Origin of the sequence: Brotomerdimonas butyrica, assembly GCF_025567305.1 — a bacterium.
Lineage (GTDB): Bacteria > Bacillota > Clostridia > Peptostreptococcales > Anaerovoracaceae > Lentihominibacter > Lentihominibacter butyricus.
Window position 1 is genome coordinate 1 of the sequence record NZ_JAOQJP010000003.1, and the last position, 16,828, is coordinate 16,828.

Annotated in this window: 16 protein-coding genes; 1 reads left to right on the top strand and 15 read right to left on the bottom strand. The window is 47.4% G+C overall.

What is annotated here, in order from left to right; genetic code table 11:
• The first annotated feature begins 668 nt into the window (after nucleotides 1-668).
• Nucleotides 669-2,120, top strand: coding sequence for an IS1182 family transposase (locus OCV59_RS02770; RefSeq protein ID WP_262584074.1), 1,452 nt, complete (start codon nucleotides 669-671; stop codon nucleotides 2,118-2,120).
• A gap of 221 nt (nucleotides 2,121-2,341) precedes the next feature.
• Here the strand turns inward: OCV59_RS02770 and ppdK are convergent, their stop codons facing one another.
• The 15 genes from ppdK to OCV59_RS02845 all read right to left on the bottom strand — a co-directional run bounded on the left by ppdK (nucleotide 2,342) and on the right by OCV59_RS02845 (nucleotide 16,752).
• Nucleotides 2,342-4,963 carry a pyruvate, phosphate dikinase gene (gene ppdK, locus OCV59_RS02775; protein WP_147592961.1) on the bottom strand — a complete coding sequence of 874 codons (2,622 nt, stop codon included), beginning with the start codon at nucleotides 4,961-4,963 and terminating at the stop codon, nucleotides 2,342-2,344.
• A gap of 27 nt (nucleotides 4,964-4,990) precedes the next feature.
• Complete coding sequence (locus tag OCV59_RS02780) at nucleotides 4,991-6,394, bottom strand: glycine--tRNA ligase (RefSeq protein ID WP_147592963.1); 1,404 nt, start codon at nucleotides 6,392-6,394, stop codon at nucleotides 4,991-4,993.
• A gap of 25 nt (nucleotides 6,395-6,419) precedes the next feature.
• Nucleotides 6,420-7,187 (bottom strand): DUF4342 domain-containing protein, encoded by a 768-nt coding sequence (locus OCV59_RS02785; RefSeq protein ID WP_147592965.1) that lies wholly within the window; start codon nucleotides 7,185-7,187, stop codon nucleotides 6,420-6,422.
• A 20-nt stretch (nucleotides 7,188-7,207) separates the two neighbouring features.
• Nucleotides 7,208-7,960: a DNA repair protein RecO gene (gene recO / locus OCV59_RS02790; protein ID WP_262584075.1), complete on the bottom strand. Its 753-nt coding sequence runs from the start codon at nucleotides 7,958-7,960 to the stop codon at nucleotides 7,208-7,210.
• A gap of 8 nt (nucleotides 7,961-7,968) precedes the next feature.
• Nucleotides 7,969-8,868 (bottom strand): GTPase Era, encoded by a 900-nt coding sequence (era, locus tag OCV59_RS02795; protein WP_262584076.1) that lies wholly within the window; start codon nucleotides 8,866-8,868, stop codon nucleotides 7,969-7,971.
• A gap of 25 nt (nucleotides 8,869-8,893) precedes the next feature.
• Nucleotides 8,894-9,319: a cytidine deaminase gene (cdd, locus tag OCV59_RS02800; protein ID WP_262584077.1), complete on the bottom strand. Its 426-nt coding sequence runs from the start codon at nucleotides 9,317-9,319 to the stop codon at nucleotides 8,894-8,896.
• A gap of 5 nt (nucleotides 9,320-9,324) precedes the next feature.
• The gene (gene ybeY, locus OCV59_RS02805) at nucleotides 9,325-9,780 is read right to left on the bottom strand and encodes an rRNA maturation RNase YbeY (RefSeq protein WP_147592972.1); all 456 of its coding nucleotides are present in this window, start codon (nucleotides 9,778-9,780) and stop codon (nucleotides 9,325-9,327) included.
• Between the two features lie 7 nt (nucleotides 9,781-9,787).
• Nucleotides 9,788-10,750 (bottom strand): PhoH family protein, encoded by a 963-nt coding sequence (locus tag OCV59_RS02810; protein WP_147593164.1) that lies wholly within the window; start codon nucleotides 10,748-10,750, stop codon nucleotides 9,788-9,790.
• Between the two features lie 122 nt (nucleotides 10,751-10,872).
• The gene (locus tag OCV59_RS02815) at nucleotides 10,873-12,129 is read right to left on the bottom strand and encodes a sporulation protein YqfD (protein WP_147592974.1); all 1,257 of its coding nucleotides are present in this window, start codon (nucleotides 12,127-12,129) and stop codon (nucleotides 10,873-10,875) included.
• Nucleotides 12,077-12,340 (bottom strand): YabP/YqfC family sporulation protein, encoded by a 264-nt coding sequence (locus tag OCV59_RS02820; protein ID WP_147592976.1) that lies wholly within the window; start codon nucleotides 12,338-12,340, stop codon nucleotides 12,077-12,079. The genes OCV59_RS02815 and OCV59_RS02820 overlap by 53 nt, the downstream gene beginning before the upstream one ends.
• A gap of 158 nt (nucleotides 12,341-12,498) precedes the next feature.
• Nucleotides 12,499-14,136: an NAD(P)/FAD-dependent oxidoreductase gene (locus OCV59_RS02825; RefSeq protein ID WP_147592978.1), complete on the bottom strand. Its 1,638-nt coding sequence runs from the start codon at nucleotides 14,134-14,136 to the stop codon at nucleotides 12,499-12,501.
• A complete protein-coding gene (locus OCV59_RS02830) occupies nucleotides 14,133-15,257 on the bottom strand; it encodes an NAD(P)/FAD-dependent oxidoreductase (RefSeq protein ID WP_262584078.1) in 1,125 nt (374 codons plus the stop codon). Before OCV59_RS02830 ends, OCV59_RS02825 begins: the two co-directional genes overlap by 4 nt.
• A complete protein-coding gene (locus OCV59_RS02835) occupies nucleotides 15,244-15,948 on the bottom strand; it encodes an HdeD family acid-resistance protein (protein WP_147592982.1) in 705 nt (234 codons plus the stop codon). The genes OCV59_RS02830 and OCV59_RS02835 overlap by 14 nt, the downstream gene beginning before the upstream one ends.
• 134 nt (nucleotides 15,949-16,082) lie before the next feature.
• A complete protein-coding gene (locus OCV59_RS02840; RefSeq protein WP_262584079.1) occupies nucleotides 16,083-16,259 on the bottom strand; it encodes a hypothetical protein in 177 nt (58 codons plus the stop codon).
• 310 nt (nucleotides 16,260-16,569) lie between these two features.
• The gene (locus OCV59_RS02845) at nucleotides 16,570-16,752 is read right to left on the bottom strand and encodes a hypothetical protein (RefSeq protein ID WP_147592984.1); all 183 of its coding nucleotides are present in this window, start codon (nucleotides 16,750-16,752) and stop codon (nucleotides 16,570-16,572) included.
• Nucleotides 16,753-16,828: the final 76 nt, after the last annotated feature.

Genomic DNA, 16,828 nt, shown 5'->3' on the forward strand with positions numbered 1-16,828 from the left:
TCTTGAATACTTTGATCGTGCCATAGTGTACCTCCGTATTGTCTCTATTATATCATCTTTTTTCAGACTCTACTTTTTGGGGTACACCTCAGACCCTAAGATTAAGTTCAGAGTAATATGGAAGTGGCTCACTTTCAAGCGAGCATTTTTACTAAAAGTGGCTCACTTTTAGATTAGCATTTATAGGCGGATTGAGGTGAGCGGAATGTTTTTATCCCGCATCTCGATTACTCCAACAATTGTGCTGTAGTCATGCATAATCAATACTCCTTTCGTAAATTTTTTAACTACGAAAGGAACTATAAAACTTTACCGTTTGGAACGGAAGTGTTCACCGAACGTCCGGAAACGGGTTTACCGATTCAAGCGGAATCAATTCACCGTTGGAGCGGAATATGCACAATATTAATCTACAAAATATCAAAAATTTCTGACAGCCGCGAAAATCGTGCACTCCCCCTTTTATGATTCTAATGGTAACAGAAAACCTGTCCCAATATAGGGACAGGCCAAACTGTAGACAAAGCCCACATGTAAAAGTGTGGACTTTGTTTTGTTTTTGGTGTTTTCACAGTGTCAAATCAGTGTGTTTTGAGTACATACAATCCTCTGAAATGTTGAATTTCCAATGGCTTTATGGTATCATGATCTAAGAAAAGAGGTTCGATATGATTACTAAAAATGTAAGCAATAAGGGTCAGGTCCAGATTGTTTCTCTAGATCAACTGGTGCCAGAAGACCACATCCTTCGCAAAATAGACCGTTCAGTGGATTTCTCATTCATATACGATTTAGTCGAAGACAAGTATTCTTCCGATAACGGCAGACCAAGTATCGATCCGGTTATGCTGATCAAGATCCCGATCATACAGTACATGTTTGGTATTAAAAGTATGCGCCAGACAATAAAGGACATTGAAGTCAATGTAGCTTACAAATGGTTCCTGGGATTGGATTTCTTTGATCCGGTTCCTCATTTCAGCACTTTTGGAAAGAACTACAAAAGGAGATTCGAAGACACAGATTTATTCGAGCAGATTTTCGCAAACATTCTAATGCAGTGCATGAAATATGATCTTGTAGCTCCTTCAACCATTTTCGTTGATGCGACTCATGTAAAGGCGGCTGCTAACAGAAAGAAATCAAAAAAGATTCTTGTTGCCAGGAAAACTGCAAGATTTTACGATGAACAACTCAAGAGCGAAATCAATGCGGATCGCGAAGCTCATGGTAAGAAACCTCTTAAGGATAAAGAAGATGATAACAGCGATGATGATCCCGGTAATCTATCAGGGCAAAACGGGGACTTAAAGGAAAAGAAGGAAAGCACCACAGATCCTGAAAGCGGATGGTTCCATAAGGGAGAACACAAAGAAGTCTTTGCATATGCCGTTGAAGCTGCATGCGACAGACATGGATGGATCCTTGGTTATACAATACACCCTGGCAATGAACATGATTACATGACCTTTCCTTCAATATACAAGAAGCTTAAGCGGTATGATCCCGGCATAATAGTAGCTGATGCAGGTTACAAAACACCAGCCATAGCAAAGCTGTTAATAGATGACGTAGTAATACCTGTGTTCCCGTACACGAGACCGATGACGAAAGAGGGGTTCTTTAAGAAATACGAGTATGTATATGACGAATATTTCGACTGCTGCATTTGCCCGAACAATCAGATCCTGAAATATGCTACAACAAACAGAGAGGGCTATCGGGAATACAAGAGTAATCCTGATGTATGTGAAAGATGCCCCTACATATCTCAGTGTACACAAAGCAAAAACCACCAAAAGGTAGTTACAAGGCACCTGTGGCAGGATTACATTGATACATGTGAAGATATCAGGCATAGCACTGGAATGAAAGAAGTCTACAACAAACGTAAGGAGACCATAGAGAGAATCTTCGGTGTAGCAAAAGAAAATCATTGCATGAGATATACCCAGCAACGTGGTAAGGCTAAAATGGCCATGAAGGTTGGGCTTACCTTTGCATGCCTGAACATGAAAAAACTGGCTAAACTACTGCCAAGGAGAAAGAAAAATATGCTGACTTCTTGCCGATGTTCTCGTTTTTCAAGCCATATTTGGAATTTTAACCCGATCACATAGACGAAAAGCCTCTCAGATTATGATAATCCAAGAGGCTTTGTCTACAGTTTGAGGGTGTCTAAGCAGACACCCTATACTAGGAATAGCTTTATTTCAAGCTTTTCTGGGTAATGAAACGAGTTTTCCGGATGATAAATCTTCATACTCTGTCTCATAAATTCTTTCGAAATTTCGAAAGTTCCCAAAAAACAGCTCGGATCTTTTAGTGGCGTGGCTACAAGCTACTTCTGATTGATAGCTGCCTGTGCTGCTGCCAGTCTTGCGATAGGAACTCTGAACGGTGAGCATGATACGTACTGGAGCCCTACTGCATTGCAGAATGCGATCGACTTAGGATCTCCGCCGTGTTCTCCACAGATGCCGAGCTTGATGTTCGGTCTTGTCTGCTTACCGAGCTCTACAGCCATCTTCACGAGTTTGCCTACGCCTGTCTGGTCGATGCTCTGGAACGGATCATCCTCGAAGATGCCCTTGTCTCTGTATTCCTTGATGATCTTGCCTGTATCGTCTCTTGAGAATCCGAATGTCATCTGAGTCAGGTCATTAGTACCGAATGAGAAGAATTCAGCTTCTTCAGCGATCTCATCTGCAGTCAGAGCTGCTCTAGGGATCTCGATCATGGTACCTACCATGTAATCGAACTTAACACCTTCTTCTTCCATTACCTTGTCGACAGTCTTGACTACTGTAGCCTTTACATCAGCCAGCTCAGCCTTCATGCCTACGAGCGGGATCATGATCTCAGGAATGATATCGTATCCCTTTTCAGCTCTTACCTTGATAGCTGCTCTGATGATAGCTTCAGCCTGCATCTCTGCGATCTCAGGATATGTAACGGCAAGTCTGCAGCCTCTGTGTCCGAGCATAGGGTTGAACTCGTGGAGTTCTTCTGCCTTCTTGGCCAGTTTTTCGTATGGAACGTTGATCTGTGCCGACAGTTCATGAAGCTCTTCGTCTGTGTGCGGGATGAACTCGTGGAGAGGCGGATCCAGCAATCTGATAGTTACCGGTCTGTCACCCATAGTTTCATATATTCCCTCGAAGTCTCCCTGCTGATATGGCAGGAGGAACTTCAGAGCTTCTCTTCTCTCTTCTTCAGTATCAGCCATGATCATTCTTCTGATAGCCGGGATCCTCTCTTCTTCAAAGAACATGTGCTCAGTTCTGCAGAGTCCGATACCTTCAGCACCGAAGTCAACTGCCTGCTTTGCATCTCTAGGATTGTCGGCATTTGTTCTTACCTTCAGGGTTCTGATATCATCAGCCCATGACATGATCTTTCCAAAGTCTCCTGACAGTTCAGGCGGAACAGTCTTTACCTGGCCTTTGAGTACGTCACCTGCAGATCCGTTCAGTGAGATGTAATCTCCCTCAACGAAAGTCTCTCCGCCGATGATGAGTTTCTTGTTGTCTTCATCCACCTTGATCTCTGAGCAGCCTGATACACAGCACTTACCCATACCTCTTGCAACTACTGCCGCATGTGATGTCATACCGCCTCTTGCTGTGAGGATACCTTCTGCTGCTACCATACCTGCAAGGTCTTCAGGTGATGTCTCGAGTCTTACGAGGATAGCCTTTTCTCCGTTTGCAACTGCTGCTTCTGCATCTGCAGCGTTGAAGTAGATCTTTCCTGTTGCTGCACCCGGTGATGCCGGAAGTCCCTTAGTCAGTTTCTCAGCCTTTGCGAGTTCATCTGCATCGAACATAGGGTGAAGCAGCTGATCGATCTGAGCCGGTTCTATACGCATAACTGCAGTTTCTTTATCTATGAGGCCTTCAGCTTCCATGTCAACAGCGATCTTCACTGCTGCAGGAGCTGTTCTCTTGCCGTTTCTTGTCTGGAGCATGTAAAGCTTTTCTCTTTCTACAGTGAACTCCATGTCCTGCATGTCTCTGTAGTGGTTTTCAAGAAGCTCTGCGATCCTTACGAATTCCTTGTAAACTTCAGGGAAAGCTTCTGCCATCTCTGCGATAGGCTGCGGTGTTCTGATACCTGCTACAACGTCTTCGCCCTGAGCGTTCACGAGGAACTCACCGAACAGCGCTTTTTCACCTGTTGCAGCATTTCTCGTAAATGCAACACCTGTACCTGATGTATCTCCCATGTTACCGAATACCATCGACTGCACGTTTACAGCTGTACCGATGCTGTCAGGAATCTCATTGAGCTTTCTGTAAAGGATAGCTCTGTCGTTGTTCCACGATCTGAATACTGCCATTACAGCTTCCATCAGCTGATCTTTAGGCTCCTGCGGGAAGTCTCTGCCCATTTCTTCCTTAACGAGAGCTTTGTATCCCGTGATGATCTCCTTGAGATCTTCTGTAGTGAGCTCTACGTCGAAAGTGCAGCCCTTCTTTTCTTTCTGTGCATCGAAGATCGCATCGAACTTTCTCTTGTCGATCTCCATTACTACGTCTCCGAACATCTGGATGAATCTTCTGTAGCTGTCATATGCGAATCTAGGGTTTTCAGTAAGTGTCGCAAGACCTTCTACTGTATTGTCATTCAGACCCAGGTTCAGGATAGTGTCCATCATTCCCGGCATCGAGATCTTTGCACCTGAACGAACTGAAACCAGAAGCGGATTTCCTACGTCTCCGAATTTCTTTCCCGTAACATTTTCGAGCTCTTCGAGCTTTTCGAAAATTGCTGCTACTATATCTTCGCCGATAGTCTTTCCTTCTTCATAATATCTGTTGCATGCTTCAGTTGTTACTGTGAACCCAAAAGGCACCGGTAAACCTATCTTTGTCATTTCTGCCAGGTTTGCACCTTTGCCGCCCAGCAGATCTTTCATGTCTTTTGAGCCTTCATTGAATGAATACACAAATTTTTTCATTTTACCTTTTACTCTCCTCGCTTTAAATTAAAAGACTAATTTTTGCTCTATATATTCCTTTACCTGCTCAACAGGTATACGGATCTGTTCCATCGTGTCTCTGTCTCTTACAGTGACGCAACCGTCTGTCTCTGTATCAAAGTCCACGCATATCGAGAACGGTGTTCCTATCTCGTCCTCTCTTCTGTATCTCTTGCCTATAGAGCCTGTGACATCGTAATCGACTGAGAAATGCTTTGCAAGTTCCTCATAGATAGGCTCAGCAACAGGTGCAAGCTTCTTTGCAAGAGGAAGCACTGCAGCCTTGAACGGAGCAAGCGCCGGATGCAGTCTCAGGACTGTTCTCACGTCTTCCTTGCCCTTGCTGTCAGTCAGCACTTCTTCGTCATACGCTTCTGTAAGGAATGCCAGTGCCACACGATCAGCGCCGAGAGACGGCTCTATGCAGTAAGGCACGTATTTTTCATTCGTTTCAGGATCCATGTAGCTCATGTCCTGTCCTGAATGCTCCATGTGCTGCTTGAGGTCGAAGTCAGTTCTGTCTGCGATACCCCAGAGTTCTCCCCATCCAAACGGGAACCTGTACTCTATGTCTGTAGTCGCATTGCTGTAGTGTGACAGCTCTTCCTGATCATGATCTCTGAGCTTTATGTTTTCGTCCTTCATTCCGAGCGCCTTCAGGAAGTTTACACAGTAATCCTTCCAGTATGCGAACCATTCAAGGTCTGTTCCCGGAGCACAGAAGAACTCGAGCTCCATCTGTTCGAATTCTCTCGTTCTGAAGATGAAGTTGCCCGGTGTGATCTCGTTTCTGAACGATTTTCCCACCTGCGCTATACCGAACGGGATCTTCTTTCTTGAAGTTCTCTGCACGTTTTTGAAGTTGACGAATATTCCCTGAGCAGTTTCCGGTCTGAGGAAAATCTCCGCTTTGGAATCCTCCGTAACGCCCTGGAAAGTCTTGAACATGAGATTGAACTGGCGGATACCTGTGAAGTCTGACTTGCCGCATTCGGGGCATTTGATGCCTTTTTCCTCGATGAATGACTGCAGCTTGTCATTCGACCATCCGTCAACTGTGATATCTTCCATTCCCTGTTCCTTGAGCCAGCCTTCGATAAGCTGGTCTGCTCTGAATCTCGACTTGCAGCTCTTGCAGTCGATCAGCGGATCCGCGAATCCTCCAACGTGTCCTGAAGCCACCCATGTCTGCGGGTTCATCAGTATCGCTGCATCAAGGCCCACGTTGTATTTTGACTCCTGAACGAATTTCTTCCACCATGCCTTCTTGATGTTGTTCTTGAACTCAACACCGAGCGGACCGTAATCCCATGTGTTGGCCAGCCCGCCGTATATTTCAGAACCCGGATAGATATATCCTCTGTTCTTCGCCAGGGCTGTAAGCTTTTCCATTGTAACTTTTCTGCTCATTTCCTTACTTCCTTCTGATTTTTGTCTATTTCTCTTCCTCGGCCTCTTCTGTACCGCAGCAGCAACCGCATGTATCCTCTGCACCGGCTTCATCAGCTGCAGCTTCCTCTACTTCAGCCTCAGATGCTTCTGCCTCGCAGCCACATCCGCATGCACACTTGTCATCTGCACTTTCTGCAGCCACAGTATCTTCGTCTTCTGCCTTTATCTCTGTATCCGCTTCATTCTCATCGAAGCATTCCGAGAAATCGAATTCTCCCGGACCCTTCTTGATGCGGTTCACAGCTTCTCCTGCCTTCTCGACACCCTTCTGATATATCTGAGTGCTCTTTTCCTTTACCTCGCCGACCACATTGCTGCTTTTTTCAACAACTGTTCCCACAGCATCATTTACAGCATCGCTGACGTCGATTATCGTTCCGTCATCCTTGATCACTTCTATAGTGCATCTGAATCCGAATGCAGCGACTACAGCGACCACTGACGCGATCGGAGCGATCACTATACCCACGATACCTGCATTCACAGGCACATTGAGGATCGTTTCATCATCCCTCTTTACCTGGATCTTTGCAACGTTGCCCTTCTTAACGAGTTCTTTGAGACTGTCAAAAAGAGCCTCCCCCTTCTTGCCGAAACCTCTCTTCTTCTCTCCGGCATTCACTGTTTCTTCGATAGCGATTATCGCATCCACTACGCTGCCGTCAGCCTCTTCGAGCGCTGCTTTAGCCTCTGCATATGTCACGCCTGTTCTATCCTTCACCAGTTCGATTTTCTCTAATGTGATTTCCATACTCTACCTCCTGTTCAACTCTACATTTGAATAAGTTTTTCACTTTTTAAGTCCGAAGCGTCAAGGTAGTATGCTGCATATTCTCTGATTATCTCCTGCAGCAGCCTGCCCGCGTCTTCTTTCAATGCAAGATGTTCCAGTTTTTTTAACGGATTCACCGTAAAATACTTTAATATATCTAATATACCAAATTTAATGTCATAAATCAATGTATGGCATTCTAAATTTTCTTTACTCTTCAGACAGTCACTGCATATTATTCCCCCGTCGGGAATGCTGAATTTAGCTGCCGGCTTTTTTTCTCCGCAGACCGCACAGTGGTCGAGCTGCGGCATCACTCCCGAATACCTCAGTACCTTCGTCTGATAAGCGAGGACCAGTGTCCCTATGCCCCTGCTACGGTTTTCCAGCATATCGAAAAAGTCGATCAGCAGACTGAATATCCCCGGAGACGGGACTTCGTCCGACAGTATGCGTTCAGTGAATTCCAGCACATACGCCCCGTTCATGTACTTGTCGACATCCTCGCCGATCCCGTAGTAGCTCCTTATCACATCCGCACTGTTTATGTTATAGCTTTCACGGTTTTTGAACATCTCGTAACGTCCGTATGTGAACGGTCTCAGAGCCAGTGAGCTTCTGTTCCTGCCCTTTTCGGCTATGCTCGTGCCTGCGCTGATCTTGCCGTATTTCTTTGAAAAAAGCAGCACCATGCGCCTGCCGTATGAAGTTTTTACCTGTCTGAGCACTATGCCCTCTGTATCAGTAAGCAACCCTGCACCTAATCCTTGTATCCGAAATTGGAAAGAGCTATATCGCTGTCACGCCAGTTTTCCTTGACCTTTACCCACAGCTCCAGGAACACTTTCGTTCCCAGCAGCGCCTCGATCTCCTGACGGGCGCTCTTGCCGATGCCCTTGAGCTTCCTGCCGCCTTTTCCGATTATCATACCTTTATGCGATTTCTTCTCGCAGTATATCACGGCGCTGATCCTCGTCAGGCTGCGCTCTTCCTTATACTGCTCTATCTCGACCGCAACACCGTGAGGAACTTCATCCTGCAGATATAGAAGGATCTTTTCTCTTATTATCTCGCTCACGATAAAACGCTCCGGATGCTCCGTTATCATGTCGTCCGGGAAGAACATCGGCCCTTCCTCCATGAAGCCCACCGCGCATTTTATCACATCATCGACATTTTTGCCTTCTATCGCCGATACGCCTATGATTTCTTCGAAAATTCCGAGCTTGTCATATTCTTCATACACTTCTCTGAAAAAGTCAGGCTCCATCTTGTCTATCTTGTTTATCACAAGTATCTTAGGCGTCGTTACGTTGTCCAGCAGGTCGACGATGTATTTGTCTCCCGGTCCGGCCGACAGCTTGTCGTCGACGATGAATATTATCGCTTCGACTTCGTTGAAAGTCCCTGTAGCCGTATCCGTCATGTATTCGCCGAGCTTTGTCCTCGGACGGTGTATGCCCGGTGTGTCTATGAACACCATCTGTGTATCTTCTTTTATCTCTTCGTCGGCATAATGTGTATAGATGCCTCTTATCGCATTTCTCGTTGTCTGAGGCTTGTCTGTCGTTATTGCTATCTTTTCCCCCAGGATGGCATTCAGCAGCGTTGATTTGCCCACATTAGGTCTTCCGACTATGGCAATGAATCCAGTCTTCATCTTATCCTCCATTTCTGCCGCAGCATTATCGTTCTTCCGGTTCCAGCGCAAACCCCAGCGGCAGCAGATCGCTGAGCTTTCTCACATCGAGCTTTTCCCGGTCAGTACCGGTTATGATGAATATATCAGGCGAAAATTCATACATGAACTGTCTGCATATGCCGCACGGCAGCGACTCTGCTATCTTGCCGTCTGCTGTCTTTGCAGCTATCGCTATCGCCGTAAAGTCGCGCTCTCCCTCGGAGATCGCTTTTACAAATGCCGTACGCTCCGCACATATCGTCGCGCCGAATGAGGAATTCTCGACATTTACTCCGGTGTATGCTCTGCCGCTCGACGCCAGCAGCGCAGCTCCGACATGAAAATGTGAAAACGGCGCATACGCGTTAGCCGACGCTTTTACAGCCATGTCAAACAGATCTCCTGTCATTTTCATATACTCACTGTCCATACCGGTCACCTCCCGATCCCCAGCTGCGTCATAACTTCTTCCTCGCGTGCTCTCATTTCTTTCTTCTCTTCATCTTCCATGTGATCATATCCCAGAAGGTGCAGCACGCTGTGCACGAAGAGATATGTCAGCTCTCTTTCCTCGGAATGTCCGTACTCTTTAGCCTGCTCTCTTGCCTGCTCCCTGCATATCACGACATCTCCGAGTAGGATCTCTTCATCATCCTCTTCGATCTCGTTGAAATCCTCCACCATCGGGAAAGACAGCACATCTGTATGCCTGTCCACGTTCCTGTATATCCTGTTCAGCCTGTGTATCTCGTCTTTTGATACGAACGACAGGCTTATCTCCACAGCATCCTCAGGCAGTCCCTCTTTTTCCACACACAGTACCGCGGCCTCGCGGAATACATCCATCATTTCGCTTTCTGCGAACTTTTCGTCACTGCAAAGTATTCTCATATTACGGCTATTCTTCCTCCCTGGACGGATGTGCCCTGTAGTACACATCGTATGCATTGATGATCTTTTTCACGAGCTGATGCCTTACGACATCGGCTTCTTTCATATAGCAGAAACTGATCTCGCGCACGTCTTTCAGCACCGCGGCAGCTTCCTTGAGCCCTGATTTCTTTCCTCTCGGAAGATCTATCTGCGTTATATCGCCTGTAACCACGACTTTTGAACCGAATCCCATCCTTGTCAGGAACATCTTCATCTGTTCTGGCGTCGTATTCTGGGCCTCGTCGAGTATTATGAACGAATTGTCGAGCGTCCTTCCTCTCATATATGCCAGCGGAACGACCTCGATGACTTCCTTTTCCTTCAGCCTAAGCGCGCTTTCCCTGCCGAGCACATCGTAAAGAGCGTCGTACAGCGGTCTGAGATACGGATCCACCTTTTCCTGCAGGTCCCCCGGCAGGAATCCGAGTCTCTCTCCTGCTTCGACAGCCGGTCTTGCGAGTATTATCTTCTGCACCTGTTTGTTCTTGAAAGCATTCACTGCCATCGCTACTGCGATGTAGGTCTTGCCTGTTCCCGCAGGCCCGATCCCGAACACTATATCCTTTTTTCTTATCGAATCGACATATGTCTTCTGTCCTATGGTTTTCGCTCTGAGAGGTTTACCTTCATGTGTGAAACAGATTATGTCCTTTCCCGGATTTTCTTCCCTGTACGAGATCCCCCTGTCGCTGAGATCTGCAATATAATTTATCTTCTGCTCGTCCAATTTTCCTCCTTTTTCAAGCACGCTCATCATTTCTTTTATTATCTTTTCTGCCCGCGATGCATATTCGCCTTTCAGTATCAGACTGTCGTCTCTCTGTATTATATCCACCTTGAGGTTTTCTTCTATCAGCCTGAGGTTTTTATCAAGTCCTCCAAAGAGCTCGCTCCTGTCTATACCGTCGCTTACCTCGACATTTACCATTCTGCCGTTTTTCTGTCCCTGATCCTCCAATTGCTATCTCCTTCTGCCGTTTTTCCATGAATTTATCTCATGGTCATTGTCTATCCTTATTATATTTTCTTACAGTGTAAAATTCAAACTATTTATTCTGCAGTTTCGCTTCCTGCCTGCGCCCCGGCTCCGGCTTTCTCCTTTTCCTCATTTTCTTTGATCTTTATGACCTTTTCTTTGCCTATGTCTTCAAGGACTTCCAGCAGCACATCAGCTCTGATCACGCCTGCGCTTTCCGTATAATCGATCTGATGATCCGCTATAGCGGAATCACTGCCGAAATTTTCTCTGGCGTACTGCCTCACCGCCGCGTCGACCATGTCCGAAAGCCTGTTCATGTCCCGGTGTGACTCCTTTATCGTGACTTCGTCCACTCTCGTGACCCCGATCCTGACCGGTAGCGGTCTCACTGCATCGATCAGCATCTTTTCTCTGCGTTCGGATGCGGCAAATCTGCTGAACCATGACGCGGTATCGACCTCGAAGTCGCCGATTTTTACATAAATACCCGGGATATGTCTGCCCGTCGGCTCCTTTACACGTACATTTTTCTCTATATAATATGTAAGCCTGCGCGGCGTCTTTGCAAGCGCTTCACCTGAAGCGTGACTGTATCTGTAAAAAAAGCCGTCGCCTCTGCTGTAGTCGGTGCTCTGGTACTCTAACGTTCCTGATATCAGCACATCGCCCTTGTTCACGTAATCGCCGTTTTTGACCAGCGCCTCTCCCTGCAGCGGAAGGATCCTCTCTATCACTCCCGATCTTGCAGCCACGATATCGACCGGCGTTTCATCGGCTGGCTCAGCCTCCCGCTCATCCGAGCTTTCCGAGATCTCCACTTCGACCATCTTCCCGGCCTCGTGTATGCCTACCCACGCTATATTGTCGAATTCACTGTAAAGCGCAGACTTTACAGCGTTATAGTTATTCTGTCTTCTGGCGCCTTCAAAAAGCCCTGCTTCAGACATGACGTGTCTCAGCTGCTCTTCGCTTATGCTCCTGTATCCGTCGATCCTTATCTCCGCCACGAACAGGCTCTGATAAAAAATAAAAGCCCCCAGAACAAAGGCTCCTGCTATCGCCGATATCCGCGAACGCAGGCTTCTCAAAAACGGGATCGCACCGCCTTCGCCGGTCACTGTCAGCTTGTACGAATGACCTGCGGTCTTCCGGAAAGCGTCGAAATCATCTCCGCTGACCTCTGCGGAAGACTCTACCGGGTCCTTCCATCTGATGTTCCTGAGGAATATCCCGTTTTTCATGCATTTGTTCACAAAACCCGCAAGGCCTGTGCCTTCAATCTTTATCTTCCTGTAATGACGAAAAAAACCGTATTTCCTCGACCTCACCTGATACCAGCATCCTTCCTTCTTTCAGCTGCGTGATTACGAAACCGCGCCCTTTTAAAGAGGTATATTTCGCTCCGCTGAAAACAACGATTTCACTGTCCGTCAGAAGCATCACTTTCCTGACATTGTCCAGTACAGTCGTTTCTCCGCTTACCAGTACTCTAGGCATGTTGATCGCAAAATCGAACAGCAGCTCTTCCCTGACAGACATGGCTTCTCCCTGTTTTTTATTTGCCGGACTTTGAAACCTGAGCTTCAGGACCTGAGCTTCATGCTGCACGCATTGGCGATCCGGCTCAGAGCAGACTTTCTGCTCATCATGCTCATCCGCATGGAACGTTTCTGCCCGGCATGATAAATTATATTCGCCTATCCCGGAAATATCCCTGTATCTGTGCCATAATCCATGATCACATATTCCGCAGTTTTTATCCCGTCCACAGCTGCCGACATGATACCGCCGGCATATCCCGGACCTTCGCCTGCCGGGTATACGCCAGAAAATCCGGAGACTCCTGTTTCCGGCGCTGCGCACTGGTGGTCCTTTCCGCGCAGTATCCTGACCGGAGAAGAGCTCCTCGTCTCCACCGCTTTCATGACAGCATCGTCCCGGTCAAAGCCTCTGAGCTTGCGCCCCATATACGGCATCGCCTCGATGATCGCATCTGCCGCAAACGGTGGAAGGCTCTTTCTTACGGGATCTTCCGTATCTTTTCTGAAGCTGCCGTAATCCGTCACCGGGATCCTGCCGCGGCCGTTTTCATATGCAAGTCTCTCGTATCTTCGCTGGAATTCTATACCTGCCAGCGGATGTCCGGACGGAAAATCCTCCCTGCGCACATCCACGAGCAGCCCGCTGTTGGCAAACTCAGCACTGCGGCTGCTGTTGCTCATACCATTCGTAACGGCCGTTTCCGGTTCCGACGAAGAGTCTATCACATGGCCGCCCGGACACATGCAGAACGTATAAACTCCTCTGCCGTTCTCGCATCTGTGGTTCAGTTTGTAGTCCGCAGCTCCGAGCTTTTCCGCAATAGCCGGGTCGCCGTACTGCGCCTTATCGATCATCTTCTGCGGATGCTCTATCCTGACTCCTATCGAAAACGGTTTCTGCTCCATCGGAAAGCCCTCGTCGTAAAGCATCCGGAAAGTATCTCGCGCGCTGTGTCCTATCGCCAGTATCAGGCTGTCTGTTTCGATGGTCTGAGACCTGCCGCTGCGATCAAGCGTTTTTACGGCGGTCAGTCTTCTGCCACCGCTTCCGACTCCGCCACGATCATGAGCATTGCCATGATCACCGATATTGTCCTCCGGCCCCGAAAACGTCATACCTGTCAGCTTCGTGTCGAAAACCACTCTGCCCCCAAGTGACTCTATCTTGTGCCTTATGTTCTTCACGATATCGCGCAGCCTGTCCGTGCCGATGTGAGGCTTCTGCCTGTATTTTATCGATGGATCCGCGCCTGCCAGAACGAATTCATCCATCACCTTAGATATCCTCACGTCTTTTATCCCTGTCGTCAGCTTTCCGTCCGAAAAAGTGCCTGCTCCGCCTTCGCCGAACTGCACGTTTGATTCCGGGTCAAGCACGCCTTCGTTCCAGAATCTGTTCACTGATACTATGCGTTCGTCCACCGCCTGTCCGCGTTCTATCACGATCGGCCTGAGTCCCGCCTCTGCGAGTATCAGTGCAGCGAACATCCCGCACGGTCCGAAGCCTGCGATGACCGGCGGCCTGCGCTTTGCCGCAGCCTCTTCGCTTTTCACCGTCACCGGTCCATACACTTTTTTTACTGCTTTGTCGAGCTTGAGCTTTTCACCGCACGAAAAATCTAGTGTGTATACGAGTTTCACATCCGGCTTTCTCCTGGCGTCCACCGATTCTTTTACTATTTCGATGTCGCTCACCACCAGATCCGGCTTTCTCAGCTTTTTTCTTATGACTTCTGCAAAGTCTGCAGCTTCTTCATCTATTCCTAGTCTGATCTGATTTATCCTGTATCTCATCTGTCAGCCTTCTCCTGTTTTTTCTTCCATTCATTCAGAGCTTTCGCCGCTTTTATTCCTGTCTCCCAGGCGTTCTGCAGGTTGAACCCGCCGCAAGGCCCCTGCATGTCTGTGACTTCACCTGCAAAATACAGCCCGTTCACGAGTTTCGACTCCATCGTGTTCATGTCGATCTCGTCAGTAACCACTCCGCCTGCTGTACACTGTGCGTTTTTCCAGCCCTTGACTGCCAGCACCGGTAACCTCCAGTCCTTTATCTTATCAGGGCCGACACGCTCTGCAAGTTTCTCCGTCAGTATACCGAACGAGCTTTCTCTCCCGGCGAGCTTGTCTGCCGGTATATCCGGCGCAAGGTCGAGCCTTATCTCGAACTGCTTCAGCGCTTCCGCAAACGACTCGCCGCCTGACGATTTTATATACGGCGTCAGATTGAATATGCATATGCCGGAAAGCCCGTCCGCAGTAAACTGTATCTCGCCGCTTTCCTCATGCAGGAGCTCGCCGTTCCTGTAAAGGCCTGCCCTGCCTTTGGCCCGCACTCCTTTTACATCTCTCATATCTCCGCACTCCACGCCTGTGAGTATCGGAAAAACGCGTGATATGTGGTGCCCCAGGGATTTTGCGAGGGAATACCCATCGCCTGTCGTGCCGAACTGCGGCGCAGCCTTGCCGCCTGATGCTATGAGCACATTTGATGCTTTTGTCGTGCAAAGTCTGCCGTTTTTCGTGTCTTTGAAAATCACGGAAAAAGAGCCGCTTTCGCTCACGATCTTCTCTGCTGCCGCAGATGTGATGATCTCGGTGCTTCCCGTATCGGCGGATCCGATCGCATCCAGCAGTATTTTCACGACATCGGAAGCGTGGTTCGAATACGGGTAGTATCTTCCTTCATCATCGCTGAAACATATCATTCCCAGTGATTCAAAAAAATCCAGGGTCAGGTCCTTGTTTTTACAGGCTGCATTAGTGATATTGCACCGTCCTCCGCCTGTAGCCATGATCTTCCTGCCCGGGATCTCGTTTTTTTCCAGTATGCATGCTTTTATCCGCTTATCAAAAGAAGCAGCCGCTGCCAGGCCGGCTGCCCCTCCTCCTATAATACAAACATCATATTCTGTCATTCGCTTCTGCTCCTGCTGCCGCATCCTGCACCGGAACTGCCGGCTGCTGGGACGACTGTGCCGCTTCTTTCATCTTGAGACGCTCTATCACCTTTTCAGGAGTCTCGTCTTCTTCCGTTATCTTTATCGGCTCACGCTTTCTCTTGTAAATCTTCACGTATGACTTCTTCTCATGCGGCATGTTGATGCCGAGCTCTATGATATTCACACCCTGCATAACGAGGAATACACCGAGCAGCACAGCTGTCGTCATCCACTCGACCAGCGGATTGATGAATCCGAAAAGTCCGACAAGCACTGTAAGTGTTCCTGTTATCATCGTCGTACGGAAATTGAGCAGCTTTTTCTGCTTGTTGATGTGCGTGCCCGCCTCTATTCTCAGTATTCCCGACACCAGCATCCATATTCCGAACACCATCGGTATAGCCGAATCCACAACCAGCTGATTGCAAAGTATAAGTATCCCGAGTATCAGCGTTATCAGTGCATCCGTCAGTATCCATCCGTTGTTGTCGCCCTTGTTGTGCAGACCTCTTCCGATAAAGTACGCCATCGCGTGGATCAGTCCGTTTATCACCATCACAAGACCAACTATGAAAGCCAGTGATAAAAAGGTCTGTCCAGGGTTCATGAAACAGAACGCTCCGGTCAGCACCATCAGTATTCCACTTACTATAGTCCAAATTCTCATATGTCGATTACTCCTTTTATGATCGTTATTATTGCGTTTCCTTGCGTGCCACTTGGATCCGGAACTATCCCGGACCGCTTTTCCCTTCCGGGTTTCGCCAGATCTTACAGGCTCTTATCGGATCCTGCAGATTCTTAGCAGATATCGTCAAACTCTCCTGTCTGATAATCTTCCTTCGCCTGTTTCTTCACGTTCTTCCCGGCTTCTTCGGATCTCCCGCCGCCCAGAAGTTTGAATACGACAAACAATGAGCCCGTTACTATCAAAAGGATCCTCATTATTTTATCAAGTTTTTTAAGCATATCAAGCATGATGATCTTCCTTCCAAATAAATTCTTATGCGAATTTTCATCTTTCGCATTTACGATTATACCACACATCACGTTTCAATAAAAAGCGTATTATCTGTTTTTCACGAAATCCCCAAAATTGCATTGGTTGCTTCGGCATGTCTATGCTTACATGGGTTTTGAACTTTTACATGATCGAAACATTGCAGTTTAATATCTGCTCGCAACATGAAGTCATCCATCATGCATTACACAAAAAAACGCTGCCAAGCTTATATTGCAAAGCACGCAGCGTTTCTGGTTTACTACTTTATTTGTTCAATAATAAAATCTATATTGTGCTGCCAAATATCACTGCTATTTTTGCCGCTCCCATACAAGTAGACAATGTTCCTGATTTCAGTGCATCTGCGATACTTTTTCCATTCGAAAATTGTAATATAACAGCCATTGCCAACAATAAAGCTACAAGCACCAGCACTACAATTACTATTTTTGATTTTGTTCTTAACATTACTATTCTCTCCTCTTTCATTCTTACAATATATTTCTACTATAACCTATATGTGAATCACTCTATTAAATTCCAG